Here is a 24,474-nt window from a genome sequence, read left to right as displayed (position 1 = left end):
GCATTTCGCCGCCCGTGCTGAGCGCCTGTCGTCAATTTTTACTCACCCGATCGTAATAGAGCATGCTGGTGCCGATCCCCTGCTGCGCCCCCTGAATATTACTGCGCAGCCCAACCAGCTTTTGTCCCTGGAGCGTGACGACGTAGGGAGAGTTTTGCTGGATTTCCGTCTGCAACTGCTGATAGAGCGCGTTGCGGGTTTTTACATTGCTCTCAGCCGCCGCGGCACGCGTCTGCTCACTGAGCTTTGGAATGGTCCATCCCAGCCGCCATGCCAGGGTTTTCGGGCCATTTGGCACGTTGTAAGCAAAGGTGCTGGCGTTGGTATTGGGGTCAACATAGTCCGCCCCCCAATAAATAAAGATCGACTGAAAGTCGCGCCCGCGCATTTTTGCCCACAGCTCGGCTTCCGCCACCGGCTGGATATCAATATGGATATCGGCTTTGGCAAAGCTGGCCTGGAGAGCCTGTGCGACATCGGTGTAGGGCGGCTGGTTTACGATGGTCAGTGAGAAGCGCGTGCCGGGCCTGATCCCACCCTGCTGTAAAATTGTTTTTGCTTTATTCAGATCGTAGTGGAAAGGCTGACGGGTAAGGGCACCATCGAACCCGTCGGGCAAAAATGTCTGATGCACCTGAAACTGGCCCTTCAGCAGATCCTTTGAAATCCCATCGTAATCAACCAGCCAGCGGGCGGCCTGCCACAGCGCCGGGTTCCCCAGCGCGGTTTGCTGTTTGTTCTGCGTGTTGAAGCCCAGATAATAAATCAGACTGGACGGAAAGCTGGCGACCTTCACCCCGGAGACGTTTTTTAGCGCATCAAACTGATCGGCCCCCAGCTCATAGGCGACATCGGCATCCCCCTGCTGCAACAGCAGGCGGCGGGAGCCGGGATCGGATACCCCTTTCAGGATAACCCGCTTCAGCTTCGGCAGCGGCACCGCGTGCGGGTTCTCCTCCAGCACCAGCGCCTGCTGCGGGACAAAGTTGCGAATGGCGTAGGCCGCACTGCCCGCCGAGTGGTTGCGCAGCCAGCCGTTGCCAAAATCGCCGTTGCTGGCATGCTGCTGCGCCAGCCTGCTGTCCACCACCGAGGCCACTGGCGCGCTGAGCAGCCGCAGCGCCAGATCGCGGCCAATCGCCGAAGTCCAGCGGATCTCTACCTGATGGTCACCCTGTGCGATCAGCTGGCCGTCGATATTTTCCGGCGTCCAGCCAAATTCGCCGAGAATAAACGCCGGCGTCTTATTGAGTTTCACGCCCCGGCTCAGCGAATACACCACGTCCTGTGCGGTAACCGGATTTCCGCTGGCAAACCTGGCGTCCGGGCGAAGGGTGAAGAGCAGACTGCGATCGGTTGCGCCCGGCTGCCAGGCGCTGGCCAGCGCGGGATCCAGCCTGCGTTGATCGGTGCGATCGGTAGCGACCAGCCCCTGATACACGTTAATCAGGCTGCTGGTACTGACCGTTTCAAAACTTTCAGCGGGGTCGAAGCTGATAATGCCGTCGAGCGGAATGGCGACCACCAGCGTATCGGCTGGCGTAGCGGCATGGGCCAGCTGGGCTAAGCCCAGCGTGACCGCCGCAGTAAGCGTAAGGATTTTTCGCATCGTGGTGTCCTGGAAGAGTAGCGTTATCAGGACTATAGGGGCAAACGCAGCGGGGGGAAATGCTGATTCCGGCAAGGGTTAGCTGATTAACAGATTATGCCTTTCCCTCAGGACACAATGTATCCCCGATCCATATGCACCGCGCGATCGCACATATGATCGATAACCTGCGGATCGTGACTGACCAGCACCATGGTCAGCTTATCCTCCTGCTTCAGACGGTTCAACAGGTTGAGGATCTCAGCCTGCACGGACATATCCAGCGCGGAGGTGGGCTCGTCCAGCAGCAGGATCTTCGGCTCCAGCAGCAGCGCCCGCACGATAGCCACGCGCTGGCGCTGGCCGCCCGACAGCTGGTGCGGATAGCGGTCGGCCAGCGCCGGATCCAGCCCCGCGTGGCGGAAACCAGCGTCGATGCGCGGGTTGATATCCTTTTTCTTCAGCAGCTTTAGCGGCTCCGCCAGGGTGCGCCGCAGCCTGTGGCGTGGATGCAGTGAGGCATAGGGATCCTGAAAGACCATCTGCACGTCCTGACGAAGCTGGCCGGTAAACGCGCTCCCCGGCCTGGCCTGATGACCTGCAAGCGTCATCTTTCCCTGCCAGTGAGGATTCAGCCCGGCCAGCGCCCAGAGCAGCGAGGACTTGCCGCAGCCCGACGGACCGACCAGACCAAAACAGGACCCGGCCGCAACCGTCAGCGAGACGTCGTGAACGACGGTGCGGGTTTCATAGCCCAGCCGGTGGGAGACGCTCAGGTCGTTCAGCTCAATGATGTTCACGGTGTGCCTCCAGTGCCGCGCGGTCTAGCACCGGCAGCGGTTGTCCTTTGGTTGCCAGGCTGGGGCGGCATGACCAGAGCGTGCGGGTATAGGGATGGGTCGCGCGCGGCAGATCGGCCGCGGGTAGCCGGTCGAGAATTTCACCCTGATACATCACCATCACCCGTTCGCAGTGTTCGGCAACCTGCTGGAGATCGTGACTGATCAGCAACAGCCCCATATTTCGCTGTTCCACCATCCGGCGGATCAGCGCCAGCACCTGGTCACGCATTGCGTGATCCAGCGCCGAGGTCGGTTCATCCGCGATCAGCAGCTGGGGATCGGCTATCAGCGCAATGGCCAGCATTACCCGCTGACCCATTCCGCCTGACAGCTGGTGGGGATAGCGGCTCATCAGCTGGCGCGGCTGAGGCAGGCCGACCGCGTCGAGCATCTCGCAGACCTTCTCTTTTATCTCCGCCCGGCTGAGGCTCGCGTGGAGCTTTAGCGGCTCCGCTACCTGCCAGCCGATGGTGCGCATTGGATTAAGCGCATATTTCGGGTCCTGCATCACCATAGCCAGCTGGCCACCACGCAGCGGTGCCCACTGGCCTTCGCTTAGCGCCAGGGCATCTTCACCCACCACGTTCAGCGTCTGCGCATTTAGCCGCAGCGAGGGGGAAAGCAGCCCCATCAGGCTGCGCGCGGTTAACGATTTCCCGGAGCCGGATTCGCCCACCAGCGCCACGCGCTCGCGACCCAGCGTGAAGCTGATATTGTTGACCAGCGTGGCACCGCTGGCGCTGGCGATACGCAGGCGGTCCGCCACGATCAGAGGAGAATTTTCAGTTGGCATGTCGGGTATCCAGTCGGTCACGCAGGCCGTCGCCCGTCAGGTTAAAGGCGAGGCTGGCGAAAAGAATCGCGCCGCCGGGGGCGGCAGCCACCCACCACTGATCGAAAATCACTTTACTGCCCTCGGCCACCATCGAGCCCCATTCGGCGGTCGGCGGCTGTACGCCCATTCCCAAAAAGCCCAGCCCGGCGGCGGAGAGAATGATACCGCCCAGGCTGAGCGCGGCGCGAACCACCGCACCGGGCATACAGAGCGGCAGAATATGGCCAAACATCAGGCGCAGGCCGTTGATGCCCTGCATACGGGCCGCGGCCAGATAGTCACTGCGGCGCAGCGCCAGAGTTTCCGCGCGCGCCTGCCGGGCAAACGGAGGCCAGCTGGTTAGCGCCAGTGCCAGGGCGCCATTCATCAGTCCCGGACCCAGCATCGCCACCAGCGCCAGTGCGATAACCAGATTCGGCAGCGACAGGAAAATATCGGTAATGCGCATCAGCACCCGTTCGGTCCAGCCGCCTAAATAACCCGCACAAATGCCAATCAGCATGCCGACCGGAATGGTAAGCACCAGGATCAGCGCGACCAGTAGTAGCGTCGGACGGGCGCCGTAAATCACTCTGGAGAGCAGATCGCGGCCAAAGCCGTCGGTACCCAGCCAGTGAGCAGAAGAGGGCGGTAGCAGGCGGGCAGTCATCAGCTGCGCGTTGGGGTCAAAGGGGGCCAGTAGCGGAGCCAGCAGCGCGGCCAGCACCAGCACCGCGACCAGCGTACCGCCGATGGCCAGTGAGGTGACGCGGGGGCGTTGGCGTCCACGAGGCGGGACGCTTTCAAGTTCAGTCAGGTTCTGCGTCATCGGGTTCTCGGATCGGTAAGATAAGTCAGCGCGTCGGCCAGGGCATTCAGCGTGATAAAGCAGCCGCCAATTAGCAGCGTTGAACCCAGAATAGCGGGCGTATCAGAGGCGAATAGCGCGTTGGTCATATAGCGCCCCACGCCCGGCCAGGCAAAGACCGTTTCCGTCAGGACCGAACCCTCCAGCAGGGTGGCATAGGAGAGCGCCAGCACCGTGATTAGCGTACCGCGGACGTTGGGGAAAACGTGCAGTAGCAGAATATGCCCCCGGCTGGCGCCTTTAGCGCGCGCGAGGGTGACGTACTCTTTACTGCTCTCTTCCAGCAGCGCCGCGCGCAGTAGTCGGGTTATGCCCGCCATTGCCAGCAGCGCCAGCACCACCACCGGCAGCCAGAGATGGGCGATGGCATTGCGGAACATCTCCGTGTCGCCTGAAAGCCAGCTATCAATCAGTACCAGGCCCGTTTTGGGTTCCAGCGTATAAATCCAGACGTCATCCAGCTGACCCGGCCCGGCTGACCAGTGCAGTACCGCATAGAACAGCAGCAGCCCGAGCAGGCCAAGCCAGAATACCGGCACCGAGTAACCCAGCAGTGAAACCAGACGCGCCAGGTTATCCAGCAGGCTGCCTGGCTTCCACGCCGCCAGCAGCGCCAGCATAATACCCAGTGTCGCACCGAGGATCATCGCACAGGTTGCCAGTTCAAGGGTGGCGGGAAAGGTGCGCAGCAGATCCCCTGCGACCGGCTGGCTGGTGAGGCGGGAAATGCCTAAATCGCCGTGTACCAGATGCGTCAGGTAGTGCCAGAACTGTATCAGCACCGGCTGGTCCAGCCCCAGATCGCGACGCACCTGGGCATAGGTCGATTCGCTGGCGTGGTCGCCCGCAATTTGCAGCACCGGGTCGACCGGCGACAGGTGCGACAGCATAAAGGTAAAGGCCAGCAGGCCAAGCAGCGTCACCGCCAGCGAGGCGATGCCGGTCAGCAGACGTCCGCCCCGCAGCCAGAATACCCGGGCGGATCTGCGGGTCACCGCAGCGTCTGCCATTATTTACTGACCTGGCCGTAGTAGACCATATCCGGGTTGATACCCTGTACGTAGCCTTTCAGATTGTCACGCACGGCAATCAGATTACGCGCCTGTAAGCCAATCACATAGGGTGAACTCTTTTGTACTTCGCGCTGCATAGTCTGATAAAGCGCGATGCGTTTGGTCTTGTCGCTTTCTGCGGTGGCGGCCAGCGTCTGCTTGTTCAGCTCGGGAATATGCCAGTTGGAACGCCAGGCCAGCGTAGTGCTGCCGTTTTCCGGGTTATAGGCAAAGGCCGATGCATTGGTATTGGGATCGAAATAATCGGCTCCCCAGGCATTTAGCGTGGCGTCATAGTGATGCGCCTTAACCGTAGTGGCGACTTCGCTGCTGATCCCCGGGATCAGCTCGACCTTCACGCCGCCTCTGGCGAAGCTTGCCTGGAGCGCCTGCGCGATATCAAGGTAGGGCGGCTGATTGCTGACGATCAGCTTAAAGCTGACATTTTTCAGCCCGGCCTTGCTCAGAATAGCTTTGGCTTTGTCCGGGTCATAGGTATAGGGATTGTCATTCAGCGCACCGAGGAATCCTTCCGGCAGAAATGCCTGATGCACCTGGAACTGACCTTTCAGCAGCTGATCAGCAATGCCGTGATAGTCGAAGAGATAGCGCGAGGCTTCCCACAGGGCCGGGTTTTTCAGCACCGGACTGGCTTCGGTATTGAACTGCATGTAGTAAAGCGAGGCCATGGGGATAGCCAGCGGCTTCACGCCGGGTTTATTCTTCAGCGCGGCCATCTGATCGGCGCCCAGGTTACGGGCTATATCCGCATCGCCCTGCTCAAGCAGCAGGCGGCGGGCTGCCGGTTCAGGCACGTTTTTAATCAGGACGTTTTTCAGCTTTGGCGCGCCGCCCGGTGAGCTGGCGTTAGCGGAGAGCAGCAGCACTTCGTGCGGGATATATTTGCGGATCTGGAACGGGCCGCTGCCCGCCGAGTGCATGGCCAGCCACTTATTGCCGAAATCGCCTTTCTGCGCGTTGGCCAGGGCGGTTTTTTCATCAATAACGGAGGCGACCGGCGCGGCCAGCAGGCTCAGCACATAGGTGGGGCTGACGTCTGCCGTCCAGTTAACCTGTACGTGCTGGTCATCCACTTTTTTCAGCTGCGCGTCGATGTTGTCTTTGTTCCAGCCAAGCTGGGTAAGAATAAAGGAGGGATCAAGGTTCAGCTTTACCACGCGGCCAAGTGAGAAGATCACATCTTCCGGGCGAACCGGATTGCCCGAGGCGAATTTAGCCCCTTTGCGTAGGGTAAACGTCAGGCTACGGTTGTCACTGCCGGGCTGCCAGACGCTGGCCAGCGTAGGCGTCAGCTCGGTCGGGTTCTCAGGATTTGACTGGATCAGACGCTGATAAAGGTTAGTAAAAGCCTGCACCGACGTGAGCTCAAACCCCTCTGCCGGGTCAAAACTGCTGGCGTCATCAATAGACTGGGCAATAACCAGCGTATCCGGGGGCGTGGCGGCAGAGGCGTTAAATGACGCGGCCAGCGCCACGGCAAGAATTGATGGAACCGCAATCTTCATAGCGTGTTGTCCTTATAATGTTTTGCGCGAGTGTAGATGACCCTTGTGCCAGATAAATAGTAGATTATTCGCTATAGATATGTGTTTTGGTTATAAGAAAATCATACTGGTTATAAAAGCTTATCCTTTGGCAGGCGATTAGCGGGTAGCAGCGATCCACAGCCAGGGAGAGACGCCGATCAGATTGTTCAGCATATGAAGCAGGATGGGCAGCTTAAGTCCATTTGAAGCCAGACGTGCGTAGCAGAGCAGCAGTGAAAGCGCGGTCAGGGCAATAAGCGTCTGGAGATGGGTGTATTGCATATGGCAAGCGGCGAAGATTAAAGAGACGATCAGGGCGTCTGCTAAGGGTAACTGATTTCTCCTTTCGCTGCGCGCCAACCCATCGCGTTTTCGTATACGTGAACCGGGTTGGGCTTAATTAGCGAACCCTGACCGCGACCAGCGTCATGACTGCGGCAAATAAGACCAGAACGATGACTTCCATCAGCCTCTCCTTATCTAAGATTTATCTTAAATAACAGGCATCCAGGCCTGAACTCACTAAGCCAATTGTGCCCTCTGCCTGAGGTCAGCTGGGGGCGGGGGCAAAATCAAAAGCGGTTCTCAACTGCGGCGAAAATCTGCTAATCTGCCGCTTAATCGCCACAGTTAATTGCAAAACAGGAGTTAATAAATGAACCGCTATGGAAAAATCGCGATGGGTATCATGCTGGCAGGGCTGGCGGGTTGCCAGTCGTCTGGAAAATCGGGCGCAAAGGATACCCAGGTTGATCCGGAGATGGACCGCTGCGGCGCGTCTGAGTATCAGCAGTTCGTGGGTAAACCCCTCTCGTCGGTCGACTCGCTCAGGTTTGAGCATCCCGTGCGGGCCATCCCCTATAACTCTGCGGTAACGATGGACTTTAACCTGAACCGACTTAACTTTATGGGCGACGCCCAGGGCAACATCACTCGCGCCTACTGCGGCTAACCCCCAGGCCGGCAGATGGCCGGCCTGGGCCTGTCATTGTGATTTTTTTGCCCACCACAGGCGCAGGCGAATGCCCCATTCGCTGGTCCAGCCCGTCGTGGAAGAGACTATTTTTCCCTTCGAAAGAATAAGGATGGCGGGCAGGGTGCCGATCTCCCAGTCTGCCGTTAGCGTGCCGTCGGGATCGTTCACCACCGGCAGCGCCAGGTTTCTACTCTGCAACTGACGAATAACGTGAATATCATCCCCCGATTGCCGTACCAGGATAACGACATTTCTCCCCTTATCGCCAAGCGCCATCACGGCAGGGAGGGTAAACGGACAGGCACCGCATCCCGTACCCCAAATGAACAGCAGCAGGGGTTGTTTTTCGCTCAGCGTCGCCAGCGTAACGCTCCTGCCGTCGATGGTGTGCATCAACACCCCGGCAAAACCCACCGGGGGATGCGGTGCGCGCTGTATTGCCAACAGATAAAGGCCAATGACCACGATTATCATCAGCGGCAGCAGCCAAACTGGCCTGTAGGGTTCACCCTGAAACATACTGACCTCGCAGGAAGCAGTAGCAGGATTGAGGTGGGGCAGCACAAAAGAGGAGAGATGGCTTTTTCATATTCATTTCCCTTGAATGTTATCCTTAGGTCCGACAGAGCTGCCTGCGCTGATTTTGGAAAGTCAAGAGTATGATAACCCTGTAATTTCCTTTAGTAACTATTGCGACTGTAAATTTGGGTAAGGTCGCCATACGGCTATGGGGGGAATAAGTGAATTAAGAAGACCTGGCGGGCGGTGGCCTGGGACGATAATTAACAGCGACGCGATGGGCGCTATGTCGTGATTACCGGTTTTCATCCAGCATGCGATAAAGCAAATTGCGATATCCCTGCTGTAACGCCTCATCCGCTTCGCTTTCAAGCCTGACGATCACGCTGCTGATGAGTGCTTTTCGGGTGGCTGGCCTGCCGCTGCGGAGCAGTTCGGTCATTATCACCGCCAGCAGTTCACTTTCAGCCGGTGCATGAAAGGCCGGACTATTAAAGTAATCGGTGATGGCGCGTCCTGCACCCGCTGATTGGCGGCCCATAGCCTGCTCCGGATAAACGGCACCGAACCACCGGCGTTGCACCGGTAAGTTCGGGTAATCATTCCTACGCGCGTTCCGCTTAGCTCACGACGCAGGCCCCCTCCCTATGATCGGTTATCATAAAGGATATTAATATTTTGGATGGGGCTGGCAGGAAGTCCAGCAACAATCAGAAATATTTTCTTTTCGCTTCAGTAGCCCGCTTAACTGGCGGGATAGGTTTTGATCACTTCCAGCATACCGTTAATAATAAACTGTACGCCCATGCACACCAGCAGGAAGCCCATGAGTCTGGATATGGCTTCGATGCCACCTTTACCGACCAGGCGCATAATCGCACCTGAGCTTCGCAGGGAAATCCACAAAATCAGACTCACCATAAAGAAGGTCAGGACGGGGGCAACGGCCAGCACCCAGGGGGTAAATTCACTGTTGTGATGAACGGTAGAGGCTGCACTGATGATCATTGCAATGGTGCCTGGCCCGGCGGTGCTGGGCATGGCCAGTGGCACGAAGGCGATATTGACCGTCTTACTTTCGCTCAGCTCATCCAGCTTGTGTTCCGCCTCAACCGAGTGGCCCGCCTGCTGTTGTGGAAACAGCATACGAAAGCCAATAAAGGCGACTATCAGACCACCTGCGATGCGTAATCCCGGAATAGAAATACCAAAGGTATCCATCACGGCATTACCCGCATAAAAGGCGACGGTCATAATGATAAACACGTAAATGGATGCCTGCAGCGACTGTCGGTTCCGTTCGCTAAAATTCATATCCCCCGCCAGCCCCAGGAACAGGGCCACGGTGGTTAAAGGGTTGGCGAGCGGCAGAATAACGACTAATCCGAGGCCCACGGCCTTCATCAGTTCAGACATGCTTTCTTTCCTTGAGATATCAGACAGAAGAGTGACGCCATTATGATGCCCTGGCATCCTTTTCCTGCGTAGTGTTAAAGGGAAATTATCCTGATAAATGGTCCGGCAGTAAGGTTAAAAAATGCGAAATTTAGTGATGATAAAGTTAATGACCTGTGTGTTTAGGGATAATGGAATCGAGGGTGAAAAATTGATAAAAATAAAATCAATAAATTTCAACAAGATACCTATGAGGCCGTTTTTTTTATCACTGAATGCTTGTGCTGACTTCGTCATTATGAGTAAATGCACCGTCGGTTTTGAAACAGACAACGTATGCGAGCAAATTTATTAAAGCAGTTATCAGTTAAAGCGCTATCTCAGATATCTCTTCTTCCTGACTTCCTTCTTAAGTGCCTCATAAGTCCGCCCTGTTGACAAACCCCGTGCCCTTGCGGCTTATTAATTTTTGAAGGAAAGACAAATGTCTAACAAAATGACTGGTTTAGTAAAATGGTTCAACGCTGAGAAAGGTTTCGGCTTTATCTCTCCAACCGACGGCAGCAAAGATGTATTCGTACACTTCTCTGCAATTCAGAACGGCGGCTTCAAGACGCTGGAAGAAGGCCAGAAAGTTGAGTTCTCTATCGAAAACGGCCAGAAAGGTCCAGCTGCAGCTAACGTAACTGCGCTGTAAGTTTTCAGAGACGCCCACTTGCAGTGAGCAATAAGGGTTTCCCTCGATTGCTAATGCTGAAAGTGAAAAAACCCGCCCTATGGCGGGTTTTTTGCGTTTATCATTCAGCCTAAACGCGGTTTAATGGGGGTTCTTACGCTGTTGCCATAAGGTTATGTATACCCGCCAATGGAATCCTGGAAAGTTAACCTCATCTCTGTCTGGTTTGGCTGTCTGTTTACCGGGCTGGCTATCAGTCAGATCATTCCTTTTCTCCCCCTTTACGTTGAACAGCTTGGCGTAACCGATCCCAGGGCGCTTACCCTGTGGTCCGGCCTGATTTTCAGTATCACTTTCCTGATTTCCGCGGTCGTTTCGCCGATGTGGGGCAGCCTGGCTGACAGAAAAGGGCGGAAGCTGATGCTGCTGCGCGCCTCCCTGGGAATGGGCCTGGTGATTTTTTTGCAGGCGTTTGTCACCAACGTCTGGCAGCTGTTTTTGCTGCGGGCATTGATGGGGCTGACCTCCGGCTATATTCCTAACGCGCTGGCGCTGGTGGCAACCCAGGTGCCACGCGACCGTAGCGGATGGGCGCTGAGTATGGTGTCAACGGCGCAAATCTGCGGGGTGATTATGGGGCCGCTAATGGGCGGCTTTCTGGCCGACTGGGTGGGGCTGCGCGCGGTCTTTTTTGTCACCTCGGCTCTGCTGCTCACCAGCTTCCTCATTACCCTCTTTCTGATAAAAGAGGGTGGCGTGAAACGCACCAGCCGTGAGGATAAGCTCAGCGGGGGCGGGGTATTTCGTACGCTGTCCCACCCCGGGCTGATTATCAGCCTTTTTTTTACCACAATGGTTATTCAGCTCTGCAATGGCTCTGTAAGTCCCATCCTGACGCTTTTTGTACGTCAGCTCGCGCCTGACGCGCACAATATTGCGTTTATTAGCGGATTGGTGGCGGCTATTCCGGGCGTATCTGCGCTGCTCTCGGCTCCCCGGCTGGGTAAGCTTGGCGACAGAATCGGTGCCGAACGCATTCTTTTTGCTGCTCTGGCGCTGACCGTCATACTGTTTATAGGGATGTCATGGGTAAATGGTGTCGTTCAGCTGGGCATACTGCGTTTTCTGATGGGCTTTGCCGAAGGGGCGATGATGCCCGCGGTGCAGACCCTGCTGCTACGTCACTCCAGCGACAGGGTGACAGGGCGCATCTTCGGGTATAACCAGTCGTTTATGTACCTCGGCAACGTAGTGGGGCCGCTCATTGGCGCTGGCGTTTCCGCCGTGGGTGGATTTCGCTGGGTTTTTGCGGCCACCGCAGCCGTGGTACTGGCTAATACGCTACAGCTGGTCTGGCACTGGCGCAGAGTAGCGCGCGGTCAGGCAGGGCATTAAGCGACGTTCCTGTTTGCTGACAACGGGCGTTTTGCGCGAACAGGCAGGTTTATCGCGGCTTTATGACAGTAAAGCGTTAAGCGTCGTTACCCTGGGTAAATATGGCCCTTAACCGGACGATTCCGCATTGTGGGGAGTGACGTGGCCGCTTACTATCACCGCCAACGCTACCATGAGGTGATAATAATGAGTCGTTTAATTAAAGCAGTAAGTGTGATTGCACTGGTTACCGCTCTGAGCGGTTGCCTGTTCCCACCTCCGGGCGGCGGCGGCGGCCCACGCGGTGGCTTTGATATGGGCGCTGGCCGCTAAGCCCCACTCAACCAGAGGCATAGCGCCTCTGGTTTACCGTCCCCCATCAGTACCTGGTTCCCCTCCCTTTCCCCCTTCGTTAACATCCGTTTAATCGCACCGATATCGCCAGGTTATTGATTAGATTATCGTATATGGCATAAAAATTCCTGTTGTGGCTTATTCTCTTTTGCCAACGGTGGTGGTAACGTTCCGCCTTTAACCGCTGAGACATTCACATGAAAATCCTTATTTCAGAACTTTTGGTCAGACTGGCGGAAAAAGAAGAAGAGTCCAAAGAGTTGGTAGCACAGGTAGAAGCACTGGAAATTGTGGTCACTGCCCTGCTGCGTAAACTGGATGGCGATCATCTTCGGCAAATCACCGACAGCGTCAGTACAGCGATGAAACTCGCGTCAGATGAACATGCCACCCCTGGCACCGATGCCTCTCTGCTGGAAAATTACATTCAGCGGCTGCTGTTCCACCCTCGTCACTGACTTTCCCCTGTCGTCCGGGAGCCATCCTGCCCCTGGGCTCCCGGTCTGAGTGTTACTCACAGACAGTTTTGCGATCGCCACAGCGTATTAATGCGTGAATTTTTTGCTTACGCAGAAATCCCTGCCAGAATTAACATGAAAATTATTCGTTAAGAGGTAGCAAATGATAAAGACAACCTGCCTTGCCGCAGCACTGGGACTCTCCCTTTTAGCGGGTGGATACGCGAACGCGGCAGAAAAAACCGTGCAGCAGCAAAAAATGACCGTTTGTAACCAACAGGCGGGTGAAAAATCGCTGAAGGGGGATGCCCGTAAAACCTTTATGAGCCAGTGTCTGAAAAAAGACAGTGCCGCAGGTAAAATCACGCCGCAGCAGGCGAAAATGACAACCTGTAATGCTCAGGCCAGTGAGAAATCACTTAAGGGAGCCGAGCGTAAAACCTTTATGAGTAGCTGCCTGAAAAAGCGCTAACAGCAATGGGCCCGACGAGGCCCATTGATCGCCCACGCTTAACATTCATATTTTCTTAAACTTTTAAACCCTCCGAAATACAGCTGCTTAGCCAGTAATTTACGCTTTGATCCTGCCCGGTTCATTAAAAATATCCTCGTCAATGCCAGGCTTAACCTGCATGTCATAAAATTACAGCGCAAAAAATGTCGCGCGAAAATAATAAGGAGCATTGTCGTGAGCTATCAAAATGCAATCGTTTTACAGGATCTTCCCGAACTGGAGCCGGTGAGGGTACCGATCGGTAATACCGACATACTTCTGATCCGCGAAGGTGAGGCCGTTAAGGCCTTTCAGGCAAAATGCCCGCACTCAGGCGCGCCGCTGGAGCAGGGGGCAATTTATGATGGCAGACTGGTTTGCCCCTGGCATAAAGCTAACTTCAGCCTGAAGGACGGCAGCCTCTGTGAACCCCTGGCGTTAAGCGATTTACAGCGTTACCCGGTCAAAATTGAAAACGGTATGGTGCAGATCGATCCCGAGCCTCTGCCACCGCTTTACTCCTTCTCTGCCTCAACGGGACAGGACGCGCCGGTTTACGTGGTGTTGGGCACGGGGGCCGCGGGGAGCGCCGCCGCCTGGACGCTCCGCAGGGAGGGCTTTACAGGCACGCTGGTGATCGTCGACCGCGAGCCGGAAGCGCCCTATGACCGCACCGTACTGACTAAGTTTGTCCCCTCCGGCAATATGGCTATAGATGAGGTTCCGTCCCCGCTGGATGAGGACTTCTTCGCCTTCGCTGAGCAAAAAAAGGGCGATGTTGAGCAGCTCGACAGCCGCCAGCAGATCCTGCGCTTTGCGGACGGCAGCCAGCTCCGCTATGACAAACTGCTGATTGCCAGCGGGGGCATTCCCCAGCGCCCGGATCTTGAAGGCAAAGCGCTCGCCGGCGTGCATGTGTTGCGCAGTATTGAGCAGGCGGACAGGCTGCTGCAGGACGTGGATAGCACAAAAAAACTGGCGATCGTCGGCAATAGCTTTATTGGCATGGAACTGGCCTCTGCACTGCGTAGCCAGCAGGTGGATGTCCAGGTCATCGCCCGCGATCCGCTGCCGTTCAGGAAGCCCTTTGGTGAACAGCTGGCAGCCTGGTTCCGCAGATTACATGAAAGCAAGGGCGTCCGGTTTATTGACGGCGACGTCGCGGGCCTGGAGGGCGATAACGGCAAAGTCAGCGCCGTGACGTTAAAGAACGGTCAGCGCATCGTGGCCGACGTGGTGCTACTGGCAACGGGCGTCGCGCCGGGCACGCAGTTTATTCACGATATTCCTCTGCGTGACGACGGCAGCCTGACTGCCAACGAAACGCTGGAAGTCGCGCCAAACGTCTGGGCTGCGGGGGATATTGTCAGCTATCCCGTTCCACAGGGATATCAGCGTATCGAACACTGGCGCGTGGCTCAACAGCAGGGCAGGACGGCGGCTAAGAATATGCTGCATAAGGGTGAAACCTTTGAGCGGGTGCCCTTTTTCTGGACCGCACAGTTTGGGACGCGCTACGAATACCTGGGGCACGCCAGCGAGTGGGATAGCTATCAGCTGGTAGGATCGTTAGAGGATAAGTTTATTGCGCTCTATGGTCAGGAGGGCAGGCTGGTGGCCGCCGCGTCCTGCGGAATGTATACCTTTACGGCTGAATTGCTCAAAAGAATGGAGAAGCCGATGAACCTTCAGGAAACCGCAGCGCTGGCAGAAAAAGCGCTAAGCGAATAAATACGGCTGGTCTGGCCGGTGCCGTTCTGGTGAAAATCTGTGACATTTCGCAGACTTTGCGCCATGCGCAATGCAGATACCGCGTGGCTCTCTCCCTGGAGCCTGGACGTGCGCATCCTTGCGCACGACGGTCTGCTAGCTGGCATGGCGCACCGATAGCACTATCCGGAACAGCTATTTAGCCGGCAGATATCTGTTCATTTACTCATGCTGTCCGATTTCGCCATGCAGCTCTGCATTGCCTCAATCACTGCCGTGCGAAAGCCTTTCTCCTCCAGCACTCTGACCGCTTCAATGGTCGTGCCGCCTGGCGAGCAGACCATATCTTTCAGTTCGGCAGGATGCTTACCGGTTTCCAGTACCATCTGTGCGGATCCCTTCACCGCCTGCGCCGCAAACTCATACGCCTGCGCGCGCGGCATGCCGCCCAACACGGCTGCGTCTGCCATCGCCTCAATAAACATAAAGACATAGGCTGGCGCAGAGCCGCTCACGCCCACGACGGCGTGGATCATATATTCCGGCACCAGCGCGGCTTTACCAAAGCCGCGGAAAATAGCCACGATGTCGTCCGCTTCCTCTTTCGTCACCAGTACGTTGGGCGTCACGGAGGTCATCCCCTCATTGACCAGCGCAGGCGTATTTGGCATTACGCGGATCAGTTTACGGTCGTGACCCAGCACGCCAGCCAGCGCATCCAGCGTAATACCCGCAGCAATGGACACGACGACGGTATCCTTGTTCAGGCTGCCCGCCACGTCATTCAGCACGTTAAGAATGACGTTAGGTTTGACGGCGCCAAAAAGGATATCGACCTGTTTTGCTACCTGCTCCGCGCTGTCGGCGGGGGTGATGCCATATTTCTGCTGCATGGCCTGATTCGTTGCGGGCTTATGGTCGAAAACCCAAATATCCTCAGCCTTAATCTGACCAGACGAGACCAGCCCGCCGATAATGGCCTGCGACATATTGCCACAGCCGATAAAGCCGATTTTCTTATCCATCATTCTGCTCCCTATTGATCTGGTTTTTACGCTGTAAACAGCTTACTGCATTCATTACCTTAATTCAGCGTGGATCGCGAGTCAGTAAAAAGAGGGCGTCATGGCAGCAGATTACATTTGCCATTTCAGAAAAGAACGGCAAGATCGTGTTTAACGATGTTGTCTTTATGTAGAAGGAAAGGGCGATGCCAATCTGGGTAGATGCCGATGCGTGTCCAAAAGTGATCAAAGAGGTGCTTTACCGTGCCGCCGAACGCGAGCAGATGATGGTGACGCTGGTTGCTAATCAGTCGCTAAGCGTGCCGCCGTCGCGCTTTCTGCGCACGCTGCGGGTTGCGGCAGGGTTTGACGTGGCGGATAACGAAATCGTACGGCGCGCTGAGACGGGCGATTTGGTGGTAACGGCGGATATTCCGCTGGCCGCGGAGGTGATGGAAAAGGGCGCCGTGGCGCTGAATCCTCGCGGGGAGCGCTACAGTGAGGCCACCATTCGCGAGCGGCTGACCATGCGTGATTTTATGGATACTCTGCGCGCCAGTGGCGTACAAACGGGTGGTCCAGCGGTGCTAAACCAGCGCGACCGGCAGCAGTTTGCGAATGAACTGGATAAATGGCTGCGTTCGCAAAAAAATAGTGGCTGAGAGAAAGCGTAGCGGGTGGCATACCGCCACCCGCTGGCAGGATCAGAGGAAGCTGTCGTCGTCTCCGAAGTCATCATCGTCATAGCCGTCATTGCCGAAGCCGGCAAAGTCACTGCTACCGTTATCCTGCTGTAGCCCGGCGTCCTGATTCAGAAACTGTCCGTCGTTACCGTTAAAGGTATCAAGGTTATTATCGAAGCTCTCCTGCGGCATGGCAGGCTCATTGATAATATTCACAATCTCTTCCGGCTGTGATTTATGGAACATGCTGGTCAGCATATCCGCCATCACCACGCCACCGGCCACGCCAACCGCGGTTTGTAGCGCGCCGCCCAGAAATCCGCGCGAGGCAGAGGGAGCCGCTGCCGGCTGAGGCGCGTATGCAGGCGGTTGCGGCTGAGAAGGCGCACTGTTCCACGCAGACTGCTGAGGTGCCTGCTGCGTCGGTTGTGGCTGACGCTGGCCGCCGCCGAACAGGCCGGAAAGGAATCCGCCGCTGCTCTGCTGAGGCTGTTGCTGCGCCAGCTTCGCTTCCAGTTCGCTGACGCGATTGTTCAGTTGTTTCATGGCCGCTTCCTGAATCAGGATAGCCTGAGCCATATAGTAAGGTGCACCCGGCTGCGATTGCAGCTGCTGCTGAATCAGCTTTTCAGCTGACGCATCTCGCGGGCCCGACTGAGTCTCAGCCTGCTTTAAACGGCCAAACAGACTTTCTATTAACTTTTGTTCTTCGATCTGCACAGGTAATCCTCCGTAACGGGCGATAACGCTATTTTGAGCCACCCGGAAGGAAAGTAAATGCCCTTCGGGTAAGGAAATGTTGCCAGCAGAGTGGCTTAAAAGAGTGTTTATGTATAGTAATCTTTACATACATTAACCTTATGTAAAATATCGGCTTTTAAGCATTATGCTGCGCATACGGTGTAAGGAAAACGTTACTACTGGTGGTGCAGGAATTTTATCGGTATCATGCGGTGCAAAGTTAATCATTATCGGCCTGATGTTGCGGTGCGTGCCGCAAACGGGTGAGGAAGTGCCAGCTATGTCGTTACCCCTATATCTGATTGGCGCACGCGGATGCGGAAAAACCACCGTCGGTCAGGCATTAGCCTCAGCGCTGGGCTACACCTTTCGTGATACCGACAGTCATCTTCAGCTCATCACACAGCGTACCGTTGCGGAGATCGTGGCGGAAGAGGGATGGAGTGGCTTTCGACAGCGTGAAACCCAGGCTCTTAAAGATGTGACCGCACCCTTTACGGTGATCGCGACCGGCGGCGGCATGGTACTGGCGGCGGAAAATCGTCGTTATATGCGCGAAAAGGGAAGCGTGCTGTATCTTAACGCCGATGCTGGCGTGCTTGCCGCTCGCCTTGAGGCCTATCCAGAAAAGGACCAGCGCCCGACGCTTACGGGTCGCCCTATTGCTGATGAAATGATCGAGGTGCTGGCGGCCCGCGATGGTCTTTACCATGATGCGGCCCATGGGGTGATTAACGCAATGCAAACGCCTGAGAGCGTCGTGGAAGCGATTATTCATTCCCTCTCACTGGCGCGTGCGGTTTGATTATTCCCGGAAAATGTCAATAATTGTCTATACTTAATTCAGACCTGATGGGGTCCGGCTTCACCGGCCGGCAAAATCTTATTGATAAAGGAAGGGGAGTTATATGCCAACAAGACCACCGTATCCTCGTGTCGCGACAATTATTCCTGTAGAGAAAGGGGTTTCCGGCAGCACGGTAACCTGGTATGAGCTGCGTGCTGATCACCCTAAGGCCGGAACGCTTATCAGTGAACATGAATCAGAGCAGGAAGCGCAGGATGCTAAGGCGCGCTATGAAGATAAAGAGAAAGAGTGACGTCACAGGCAGGGACGCCGTAAAGCGCTTTTTTTAATTCTGTCAGCTGTGCATGTTTAAATTCGGAATTCGCCCCCGGCATTTAGCTTATCTGGCGGTTAAGTCCTACTTAAGTCGCTTAATGTGCAGAGTTAACGAGAATAACTGGATCTAAATTGGGGGGAAGGCGACGTTTCTGACTTATCCTGCTGGCAAATCTGGGCTGTTTCATCGGATACTCACTTGACCCGGCAGCGGCATCCCCTTATTTTTCGGCTAAGTTACACTCGCGTTGATCGCCGGCTGCGCGAACGCGTGTTAATAAAAAATTCTACTGGACAGAGCATTGATTGATTATTTGACCCAGCCCCTTTCATCACCAGAGACCTTGTCCCCGACCGGGCAGGAGACGCTCACTGCACCGATGACGTCCCCCGACGATGAACACTTCCAGCAGTCAGCGGTAAATCAGGCAGCCCCCACTGGCACGACTGCGACCACAAAACGACTGGTCGCCCTGACCCTTGGCACGGCTTCGGGCAGCGATTTGAAACCGCTGCTGACCGAGCTGATGACTGAAGAGCAGATTGTTCACGTCGGCCTGCTGGATAATCTCACTGCTGCGGAAATTGAAAGCCTGTATGCTCCCATTAACGGTGAGAGCGTCGTTATGGCGCGACTGGAAGAGGGCAGCCACCTGATATTGTCCGCCGCACGCGTTGAGGCTGAACTGCAAAAGCGCATTGACGAGCTTGAGCAGCAGGGATATGAAACGCTGCTGTTGCTCTGTAGTGGGGAGTATAAGAACCTTGTTACCCGCAGTGCCGTCCTGCTGGAGCCTTACAGCCTGTTGCCCCCCCTGGTCGAAGCAATTACTGCCGGACATCAGGTGGGTATTGTCGTGGCGCGGGAAGAATTTCTTGCGGAGCAGGCACGCAAATGGCGCAGCCTGAGCCAGCGGCCTCACTTTGCCGTCGCCAGCCCGTGGGCGCTGAACGACGAGGAGCTGATTGATGCGGCGCTGTTGCTTCAGGAGAAAGGGGCAGACGTGGTGGTACTGGACTGCCTGGGGTATCATCAGCGGCATCGTGATTTTTTACAAAAACTGCTTGGGATCCCGGTAGTGCTGTCAAATATGCTTATTGCGAAACTGGCAGCGGACCTGCTGGATTAAGCCGGGAAGCCCGGCTTTTTTGCTCCGCCATAATACCTTTGTCTTTCAATACAATGTAAGGATAGTGATATGCTCAACGTCAGTGAGTACTTCGACGGAAAGGTGAAATCGATTGGTTTTGACAGCGCCAGTACGGGCCGTGCCAGCGTAGGGGTGATGGCAGAGGGAGAGTATGCTTTCGGCACCGGCCAGCCGGAAGAGATGACCGTGGTGAGCGGGTCGCTAAAGGTTTTGCTGCCGGGTGAAACCGAATGGAAGCTGTTCGAGCCGGGCCAGGTCTTTAACGTTCCGGGCCATAGCGAGTTTCACGTGCAGGTGGCTGAACCCTCTTCTTACCTGTGTCGCTATCTGAAAGATTAAGCTTGCCAGGGGCGATACCACCGCCCCTGTTCCCCTCGTGAATTAACGCTGAGCTTCCCCGCCTAACGCCTCGACGGTATTCACAATCAGCGCCGCCAGTTCGCTGGTCATCAGGATAAAATCTGCATCGAAGCGCGCCGCGACATCTTCACGGTCAATATCATCATTCTGCTCGCGCAGCGTATCTGAAAACTTCAGACGCTTCAGCGATCCGTCGTCAGAGAGCAGCAGCTGAACGCGCTCCTGCCAGTCGAGCGCCAGTTTGGTCACCAGCTTACCGGCTTCAATATGGTTAGCGATCTCATCGCAGACCAGGTCCTGTTTCTTACAGCGGATAACGCCGCCATCTTCCAGCAGGGCTTTGAGTTCGGCTTCATCCATCAGGGCGAATCCGGCTGGCGTGTCACCTGAGCGCACCCATTCAGTCAGGGTCAGTTCAATGGGGTTTTCCATCGTCAGCGGGACAACTGGTAGCGAACCCAGACATTTACGCAGCAGCGCCAGCGTGTCTTCGGCTTTTTTTGCGCTGGCGCAGTCAACCATGATCAGATTGTTGACAGTGTCGATCCAGACAAAGGTCTGGCTGAAGCGGCTAAAGGCGCGAGGCAGCAGGCTGTGCAGCACTTCGTCCTTCAGCGAGTCCTTTTCGGTTTTTTTCAGTTTCCGCTGCTGCTCGGCTTCGAGCTTGCCAATTTTGGCTTCCAGCGCCTGTTTAATCACTGGCGAAGGCAGAATTTTTTCTTCTTTACGGGCACAGATCAGGATTTGACCTTTATTAACGTGGGTCAGCGCATCGCCTCGCGGCCCCATTGGCGATACCCAGCCGGTTTTCGCCATATCCTGACTGCCGCAGGGAGTGAAGGTGAAGGCCTCAAGCTGTTTTTCCATCTCGTCAACCGCCAGCGGGATCTCACGATTCAGACGATATACCATTAAATTTTTAAACCACAGCATTATGCTTTCCCTCTCCATGCGCGCATCAGGCGCGCGGTTTCAACGACAGCGCGCATGATAGCGAATCGGCGGCAGCGTTTCATTGCCTTTAGGTTGATGCCACTCTAAGGTTAAGGGACGGGCGCAAAAAAATGAGGAATAACAATGCGTATTGGAATAGATTTAGGTGGAACGAAAATTGAGGTGATTGCGCTTTCCGACCGGGGAGAGACGCTGTTTCGCCACCGGGTGGACACCCCGAGAAATGACTATACCAAAACGCTGGAGGCGATTATCGGCCTGGTGAATCTGGCTGAGGAGAAGACCGGGCAGCGTGGCAGCGTGGGGCTGGGTATACCCGGCACCCTTTCTCCCTTTACTCATCGGGTTAAGAATGCCAACTCTACGTGGCTTAACGGCCAGCCGCTGGATAAGGATCTGCACAGGATGCTGGCCCGTGAGGTACGCATTGCCAATGATGCTAACTGCCTGGCGGTATCCGAGGCGGTGGACGGTGCAGCGAAGGGCCAGCAGACCGTCTTCGCCGTTATTATTGGTACGGGCTGCGGGGCCGGTGTGGCGCTCAATGCGCAGGCACATGCCGGCCGTAACGGCAATGCCGGAGAGTGGGGGCATAATCCGCTGCCCTGGATGGATGAAGATGAGCAGCGCTATCGTGATGAAGTCCCGTGCTACTGCGGCAAATCCGGCTGTATCGAAACCTATATTTCCGGTACCGGTTTTGGCACCGACTATCATCGTCTGAGCGGCATTAAACGTAAGGGCGCGGATATCATCAGCCTGCTGGCGCAGCAGGATCCGCTGGCCGAGCTGGCGATTAGCCGCTATGAACTGCGGCTGGCTAAATCGCTGGCGCAGGTGGTAAATATTCTCGACCCGGATGCGATCGTAATGGGGGGCGGGATGAGCAACGTCGATCGTCTCTATCAGACCCTGCCGCAGCTTATTAAAAAGTGGGTGTTTGGCGGCGAATGCGAAACGCCCATTCTCAAAGCCCGGCACGGAGACTCCAGCGGCGTTCGTGGCGCGGCCTGGCTCTGGCCTCTTTAGCGTTATCACTGCGCGTAAGGCGATTACGCGCATCATTAAGTCGGTATCGGGGTTACTCACCAAACAGCATGGCATCGCGCGGGGCGCGGGCACGCTGTTTTTTGGTCATCAGGAAGTAGAGATATCCAACCGCCATAAAAGCGACAAACAGCCCTCCTATAACCGGGTTAAACCACAGCATCGCGACCAGACAAACCAGCGCCAGCACCAGTGCAATTCCCGGTACAATCGGATATCCCGGTGCGCGAAAGCTACGCTCCAGCTCGGGAGCGGTTCGGCGCAGGCGAAACAGGCTCAGCATGCTCATCACATACATAACAATTGCGCCGAACACCGCCATGGTGATCATCGCCGCCGTCAGCGTCATGCCCTGCAAATTGATCCAGCCGTCGCTGAAGATGGCGACGATGCCGATCAGTCCGCCCGCGATAATGGCACGATGCGGCGTCTGGAAGCGCGACAGCTTCGCAAGGCCAGCGGGAAGATAGCCCGCGCGCGCCAGGGCGAAAAACTGACGGGAGTAGCCCAGAATAATGCCGTGGAAGCTGGCAATCAGCCCAAACAGGCCAATCCACACCAGCATATGCATCCAGCCCGAATGCTCACCCACCACCATCTTCATCGCCTGCGGCAGGGGATCGTTAATATCTGACAGCCTGCGCCAGTCGCCCGCACCGCCCGCCATCAGCATGACGCCTACGGCCAGTACCACCAGCGTCAGTATACCGCCGATATAAGCGCGAGGGATGGTCCGCTTCGGATCTCTGGCCTCTTCGGCGGCCATCGCTGCGCCTTCAATCGCCAGGAAAAACCAGATCGCAAACGGGATAGCGGCAAAAATTCCGGACACGGCGGCCACTCCTGGATGATCGCTGCCCGCCCAGCCGTGTGCGACAAAATTCGCCATGCTGAAACCGGGGGCCACCACGCCCATAAAGACCAGCAGCTCCATTACCGCCAGCACGGTCACCACCAGTTCAAACATCGCTGCCAGCTTGACGCCCAGAATATTCAGCAGCATAAACAGAATATAGGCGCCCACGGCGGCATATTTGGGATTGAGGTGCGGGTACTGCACGTTAAGGTAAGCCCCAATCGCCATGGCAATGGCCGGGGGCGCGAAGACAAATTCCACCAGCGTCGCCATGCCTGCAATCAGTCCGCCGGTTTCACCAAAGGCGCGGCGGCTGTAGGCAAAAGGGCCGCCAGCATGAGGAATAGCCGTGGAAAGCTCGGTAAAACTGAATATAAAGCAGGTATAGAGGGTAGCGACCATCAGGGTGGTGACCAGAAAGCCCAGCGTACCCGCGACGCCCCAGCCGTAGCTCCAGCCAAAATACTCGCCGGAGATAACCAGACCTACCGCAATACCCCACAGATGTATGGTGCCCAGGGTGGGCTTTAACGTGCTTGTCATACTGATATCCCCGTCAGAAGCGTGTCTGTCGATAATGCCGTCGGGTGCACTGAATAAACTTGACGCTGCCGTGATCAATTTTGTGCTCTGCGGTCAACTCCCTGCCGTCTGAAACGCCGGATGCACGCTAAAGTCAAAAGAGTGTCGTCCGTCGTCAAGCCAGTCCGATTCCAGGTTGCCATGCTGATATCACCACATCGGATAACCCATACCCATAGGGGAGCCACATTATGACAGCAAGGCAATCTGAACATCTCGATAACAGCGCACTGATGGCGCTGGCCCGACAGGCGATAAGCCACTATCCCTTTGCGCGGGAGGGAAAGCTCAGCCTGCTGTGCCGCTCCGAAAATGCCACTTTTCTGCTGGAGGTCGCCGGCGTGCGCTACGCCCTGCGTCTGCATCGCGGCGACTATCATCAGCACGGCGATATTGAGAGCGAGCTAAACTGGCTGGATGCCCTGCGCGAAACCGGGATTGTTGTGCCGCAGGCCGTGCCGGATGAAACAGGGCAGCGCGTGCAGTCGCTGCCGCTGGCAAACGGAGGCGAACGGTATGCGGTGTTATTTCACTGGATCGACGGCGAGATGCCCGGAACCGATGTCGATCCACGTGCCTTCCAGCAGCTTGGGCAGATTACGGCCCGGCTGCATCAGCACAGCAGGTGCTGGCAAAAGCCAGCCGGCTTCCAGCGCATTATCTGGGATCATCACACGATGGTCAGCCCACAAAGCCACTGGGGTGACTGGAAAGACGCGCCCGGCCTGCGCGGGGCCGATCATCAAACGGTGCAGCAGGCCATTACGCAGGCAGGAAGCGCGCTGGAACGTTTCGGTAAAGCGGGATCGCGCTACGGACTGATCCACGCCGATCTGCGCCTGACCAACCTGCTGCTCTGTAAGGGTGAAACGCGGGTGATCGATTTTGACGACTGCGGCTTTGGCTGGTATCTCCACGATCTGGCGGCGGCGATCAGCTTTGTTGAGCATCACCCCCGTGCGCCGCAGTGGGTGGATCACTGGATAACGGGCTATGAGCGTGCAGGACACATCAACGATGAGGAGATGGCGCTGGTGCCGACGCTGCTGATCCAGCGACGGATCCAACTGCTGGCCTGGGTGGGATCCCACGCGGATACCGGGATGGCCCGCAGTCTGGGACCGCAGTGGGCGGATCACAGCGTGCGCCTGTGCCGACGCTATCTGGAAACCGATGCGCTGCCCGTTGGCGCGTAAGGGCGGGCCCAGGCCCGCGTGGGCAGAGGCTGCCAGCGGGGGAGAGTGCTGCTGATGACTGCCTGCGTTGCTAATGCACTGCGGGCGAGCAGACGCCGCGCCAGGGCAGTG

Annotated in this window: 28 protein-coding genes; 14 read left to right on the top strand and 14 right to left on the bottom strand. The window is 56.4% G+C overall.

The annotated features are described in order from the left end of the window. Positions 1 to 31: 31 nt before the first annotated feature. From ACLRGG_RS16745 to ACLRGG_RS16715, 7 genes are all read right to left on the bottom strand, one after another. Complete coding sequence (locus ACLRGG_RS16745; RefSeq protein ID WP_416250833.1) at positions 32 to 1,609, bottom strand: ABC transporter substrate-binding protein; 1,578 nt, start codon at positions 1,607 to 1,609, stop codon at positions 32 to 34. A gap of 107 nt (positions 1,610 to 1,716) precedes the next feature. After that, positions 1,717 to 2,382, bottom strand: a complete 666-nt coding sequence (locus tag ACLRGG_RS16740) for an ABC transporter ATP-binding protein (RefSeq protein WP_416250920.1) — start codon at positions 2,380 to 2,382, stop codon at positions 1,717 to 1,719. Continuing rightward, on the bottom strand, positions 2,375 to 3,223 hold the full coding sequence (locus ACLRGG_RS16735) for an ABC transporter ATP-binding protein (protein ID WP_416250832.1): 849 nt from the start codon (positions 3,221 to 3,223) through the stop codon (positions 2,375 to 2,377). Before ACLRGG_RS16735 ends, ACLRGG_RS16740 begins: the two co-directional genes overlap by 8 nt. Beyond that, the gene (locus ACLRGG_RS16730; RefSeq protein WP_416250831.1) at positions 3,213 to 4,073 is read right to left on the bottom strand and encodes an ABC transporter permease; all 861 of its coding nucleotides are present in this window, start codon (positions 4,071 to 4,073) and stop codon (positions 3,213 to 3,215) included. The genes ACLRGG_RS16735 and ACLRGG_RS16730 overlap by 11 nt, the downstream gene beginning before the upstream one ends. Continuing rightward, positions 4,070 to 5,122, bottom strand: coding sequence for an ABC transporter permease (locus ACLRGG_RS16725; RefSeq protein ID WP_416250830.1), 1,053 nt, complete (start codon positions 5,120 to 5,122; stop codon positions 4,070 to 4,072). The genes ACLRGG_RS16730 and ACLRGG_RS16725 overlap by 4 nt, the downstream gene beginning before the upstream one ends. Continuing rightward, the gene (locus tag ACLRGG_RS16720; protein ID WP_416250829.1) at positions 5,122 to 6,690 is read right to left on the bottom strand and encodes an ABC transporter substrate-binding protein; all 1,569 of its coding nucleotides are present in this window, start codon (positions 6,688 to 6,690) and stop codon (positions 5,122 to 5,124) included. The genes ACLRGG_RS16725 and ACLRGG_RS16720 overlap by 1 nt, the downstream gene beginning before the upstream one ends. 138 nt (positions 6,691 to 6,828) lie before the next feature. Further along, complete coding sequence (locus tag ACLRGG_RS16715) at positions 6,829 to 7,071, bottom strand: CPBP family intramembrane glutamic endopeptidase (RefSeq protein ID WP_416250828.1); 243 nt, start codon at positions 7,069 to 7,071, stop codon at positions 6,829 to 6,831. Between the two features lie 295 nt (positions 7,072 to 7,366). On the opposite strand from ACLRGG_RS16715, the gene ACLRGG_RS16710 reads away from it, so the two are divergent. Next, the gene (locus ACLRGG_RS16710) at positions 7,367 to 7,663 is read left to right on the top strand and encodes an I78 family peptidase inhibitor (protein ID WP_416250827.1); all 297 of its coding nucleotides are present in this window, start codon (positions 7,367 to 7,369) and stop codon (positions 7,661 to 7,663) included. A gap of 33 nt (positions 7,664 to 7,696) precedes the next feature. Here ACLRGG_RS16710 and ACLRGG_RS16705 read toward each other — a convergent pair whose 3' ends face one another. The 3 genes from ACLRGG_RS16705 to ACLRGG_RS16695 all read right to left on the bottom strand — a co-directional run bounded on the left by ACLRGG_RS16705 (position 7,697) and on the right by ACLRGG_RS16695 (position 9,622). Beyond that, positions 7,697 to 8,206, bottom strand: a complete 510-nt coding sequence (locus tag ACLRGG_RS16705; protein WP_416250826.1) for a redoxin domain-containing protein — start codon at positions 8,204 to 8,206, stop codon at positions 7,697 to 7,699. Between the two features lie 295 nt (positions 8,207 to 8,501). After that, positions 8,502 to 8,747: a biofilm development regulator YmgB/AriR family protein gene (locus ACLRGG_RS16700; protein ID WP_416250825.1), complete on the bottom strand. Its 246-nt coding sequence runs from the start codon at positions 8,745 to 8,747 to the stop codon at positions 8,502 to 8,504. A 203-nt stretch (positions 8,748 to 8,950) separates the two neighbouring features. After that, positions 8,951 to 9,622 (bottom strand): MarC family NAAT transporter, encoded by a 672-nt coding sequence (locus ACLRGG_RS16695; protein ID WP_416250824.1) that lies wholly within the window; start codon positions 9,620 to 9,622, stop codon positions 8,951 to 8,953. Between the two features lie 463 nt (positions 9,623 to 10,085). Here ACLRGG_RS16695 and cspE point away from each other — a divergent pair, with 463 nt between their 5' ends. The 6 genes from cspE to ACLRGG_RS16665 all read left to right on the top strand — a co-directional run bounded on the left by cspE (position 10,086) and on the right by ACLRGG_RS16665 (position 14,687). Beyond that, entirely contained in the window at positions 10,086 to 10,298 is a 213-nt protein-coding gene (cspE, locus tag ACLRGG_RS16690) for a transcription antiterminator/RNA stability regulator CspE (RefSeq protein WP_013200976.1), read from the top strand. Between the two features lie 168 nt (positions 10,299 to 10,466). Continuing rightward, a complete protein-coding gene (locus ACLRGG_RS16685) occupies positions 10,467 to 11,672 on the top strand; it encodes a multidrug efflux MFS transporter (RefSeq protein WP_416250823.1) in 1,206 nt (401 codons plus the stop codon). Positions 11,673 to 11,858: 186 nt separating this feature from the next. Next, positions 11,859 to 11,984 carry a hypothetical protein gene (locus ACLRGG_RS16680; protein WP_416250822.1) on the top strand — a complete coding sequence of 42 codons (126 nt, stop codon included), beginning with the start codon at positions 11,859 to 11,861 and terminating at the stop codon, positions 11,982 to 11,984. Positions 11,985 to 12,202: 218 nt separating this feature from the next. Then, complete coding sequence (gene iraP / locus ACLRGG_RS16675) at positions 12,203 to 12,463, top strand: anti-adapter protein IraP (RefSeq protein WP_416250821.1); 261 nt, start codon at positions 12,203 to 12,205, stop codon at positions 12,461 to 12,463. A gap of 163 nt (positions 12,464 to 12,626) precedes the next feature. Beyond that, positions 12,627 to 12,935, top strand: coding sequence for a PsiF family protein (locus ACLRGG_RS16670; RefSeq protein WP_416250820.1), 309 nt, complete (start codon positions 12,627 to 12,629; stop codon positions 12,933 to 12,935). Positions 12,936 to 13,151: 216 nt separating this feature from the next. Next, entirely contained in the window at positions 13,152 to 14,687 is a 1,536-nt protein-coding gene (locus tag ACLRGG_RS16665) for an FAD-dependent oxidoreductase (RefSeq protein ID WP_416250819.1), read from the top strand. Between the two features lie 197 nt (positions 14,688 to 14,884). On the opposite strand, the gene proC is transcribed toward ACLRGG_RS16665, so the two are convergent. After that, the gene (proC, locus tag ACLRGG_RS16660; RefSeq protein ID WP_416250818.1) at positions 14,885 to 15,694 is read right to left on the bottom strand and encodes a pyrroline-5-carboxylate reductase; all 810 of its coding nucleotides are present in this window, start codon (positions 15,692 to 15,694) and stop codon (positions 14,885 to 14,887) included. A 182-nt stretch (positions 15,695 to 15,876) separates the two neighbouring features. On the opposite strand from proC, the gene ACLRGG_RS16655 reads away from it, so the two are divergent. Then, the gene (locus ACLRGG_RS16655) at positions 15,877 to 16,332 is read left to right on the top strand and encodes a YaiI/YqxD family protein (RefSeq protein ID WP_416250817.1); all 456 of its coding nucleotides are present in this window, start codon (positions 15,877 to 15,879) and stop codon (positions 16,330 to 16,332) included. 42 nt (positions 16,333 to 16,374) lie between these two features. On the opposite strand, the gene ACLRGG_RS16650 is transcribed toward ACLRGG_RS16655, so the two are convergent. Then, entirely contained in the window at positions 16,375 to 17,073 is a 699-nt protein-coding gene (locus ACLRGG_RS16650) for a DUF2076 domain-containing protein (protein ID WP_416250816.1), read from the bottom strand. Between the two features lie 301 nt (positions 17,074 to 17,374). Between ACLRGG_RS16650 and aroL the strand changes: the two genes are divergently transcribed. From aroL to ppnP, 4 genes are all read left to right on the top strand, one after another. Next, positions 17,375 to 17,899 carry a shikimate kinase AroL gene (gene aroL, locus ACLRGG_RS16645; RefSeq protein ID WP_416250815.1) on the top strand — a complete coding sequence of 175 codons (525 nt, stop codon included), beginning with the start codon at positions 17,375 to 17,377 and terminating at the stop codon, positions 17,897 to 17,899. Positions 17,900 to 18,002: 103 nt separating this feature from the next. Next, complete coding sequence (locus ACLRGG_RS16640; RefSeq protein WP_416250814.1) at positions 18,003 to 18,194, top strand: YaiA family protein; 192 nt, start codon at positions 18,003 to 18,005, stop codon at positions 18,192 to 18,194. 325 nt (positions 18,195 to 18,519) lie between these two features. After that, positions 18,520 to 19,347 (top strand): AroM family protein, encoded by an 828-nt coding sequence (locus tag ACLRGG_RS16635; RefSeq protein WP_416250813.1) that lies wholly within the window; start codon positions 18,520 to 18,522, stop codon positions 19,345 to 19,347. A gap of 69 nt (positions 19,348 to 19,416) precedes the next feature. Next, on the top strand, positions 19,417 to 19,707 hold the full coding sequence (gene ppnP, locus ACLRGG_RS16630; protein ID WP_416250812.1) for a pyrimidine/purine nucleoside phosphorylase: 291 nt from the start codon (positions 19,417 to 19,419) through the stop codon (positions 19,705 to 19,707). Between the two features lie 42 nt (positions 19,708 to 19,749). Here the strand turns inward: ppnP and rdgC are convergent, their stop codons facing one another. After that, complete coding sequence (rdgC, locus tag ACLRGG_RS16625; protein ID WP_416250811.1) at positions 19,750 to 20,661, bottom strand: recombination-associated protein RdgC; 912 nt, start codon at positions 20,659 to 20,661, stop codon at positions 19,750 to 19,752. Between the two features lie 144 nt (positions 20,662 to 20,805). Between rdgC and mak the strand changes: the two genes are divergently transcribed. Next, complete coding sequence (gene mak / locus ACLRGG_RS16620; RefSeq protein WP_416250810.1) at positions 20,806 to 21,711, top strand: fructokinase; 906 nt, start codon at positions 20,806 to 20,808, stop codon at positions 21,709 to 21,711. A gap of 52 nt (positions 21,712 to 21,763) precedes the next feature. Here the strand turns inward: mak and eat are convergent, their stop codons facing one another. Next, the gene (gene eat / locus ACLRGG_RS16615; protein ID WP_416250809.1) at positions 21,764 to 23,128 is read right to left on the bottom strand and encodes an ethanolamine permease; all 1,365 of its coding nucleotides are present in this window, start codon (positions 23,126 to 23,128) and stop codon (positions 21,764 to 21,766) included. A gap of 230 nt (positions 23,129 to 23,358) precedes the next feature. Here eat and ACLRGG_RS16610 point away from each other — a divergent pair, with 230 nt between their 5' ends. Then, positions 23,359 to 24,363: a phosphotransferase enzyme family protein gene (locus ACLRGG_RS16610; RefSeq protein WP_416250808.1), complete on the top strand. Its 1,005-nt coding sequence runs from the start codon at positions 23,359 to 23,361 to the stop codon at positions 24,361 to 24,363. Positions 24,364 to 24,474 lie beyond the last annotated feature (111 nt).

Origin of the sequence: Erwinia sp. PPS120, assembly GCF_047918655.1 — a bacterium.
Lineage (GTDB): Bacteria > Pseudomonadota > Gammaproteobacteria > Enterobacterales > Enterobacteriaceae > Erwinia > Erwinia tasmaniensis_A.
Note: the sequence above shows the minus strand (reverse complement) of the source record. Positions and strands in the feature narration are given on the sequence as shown.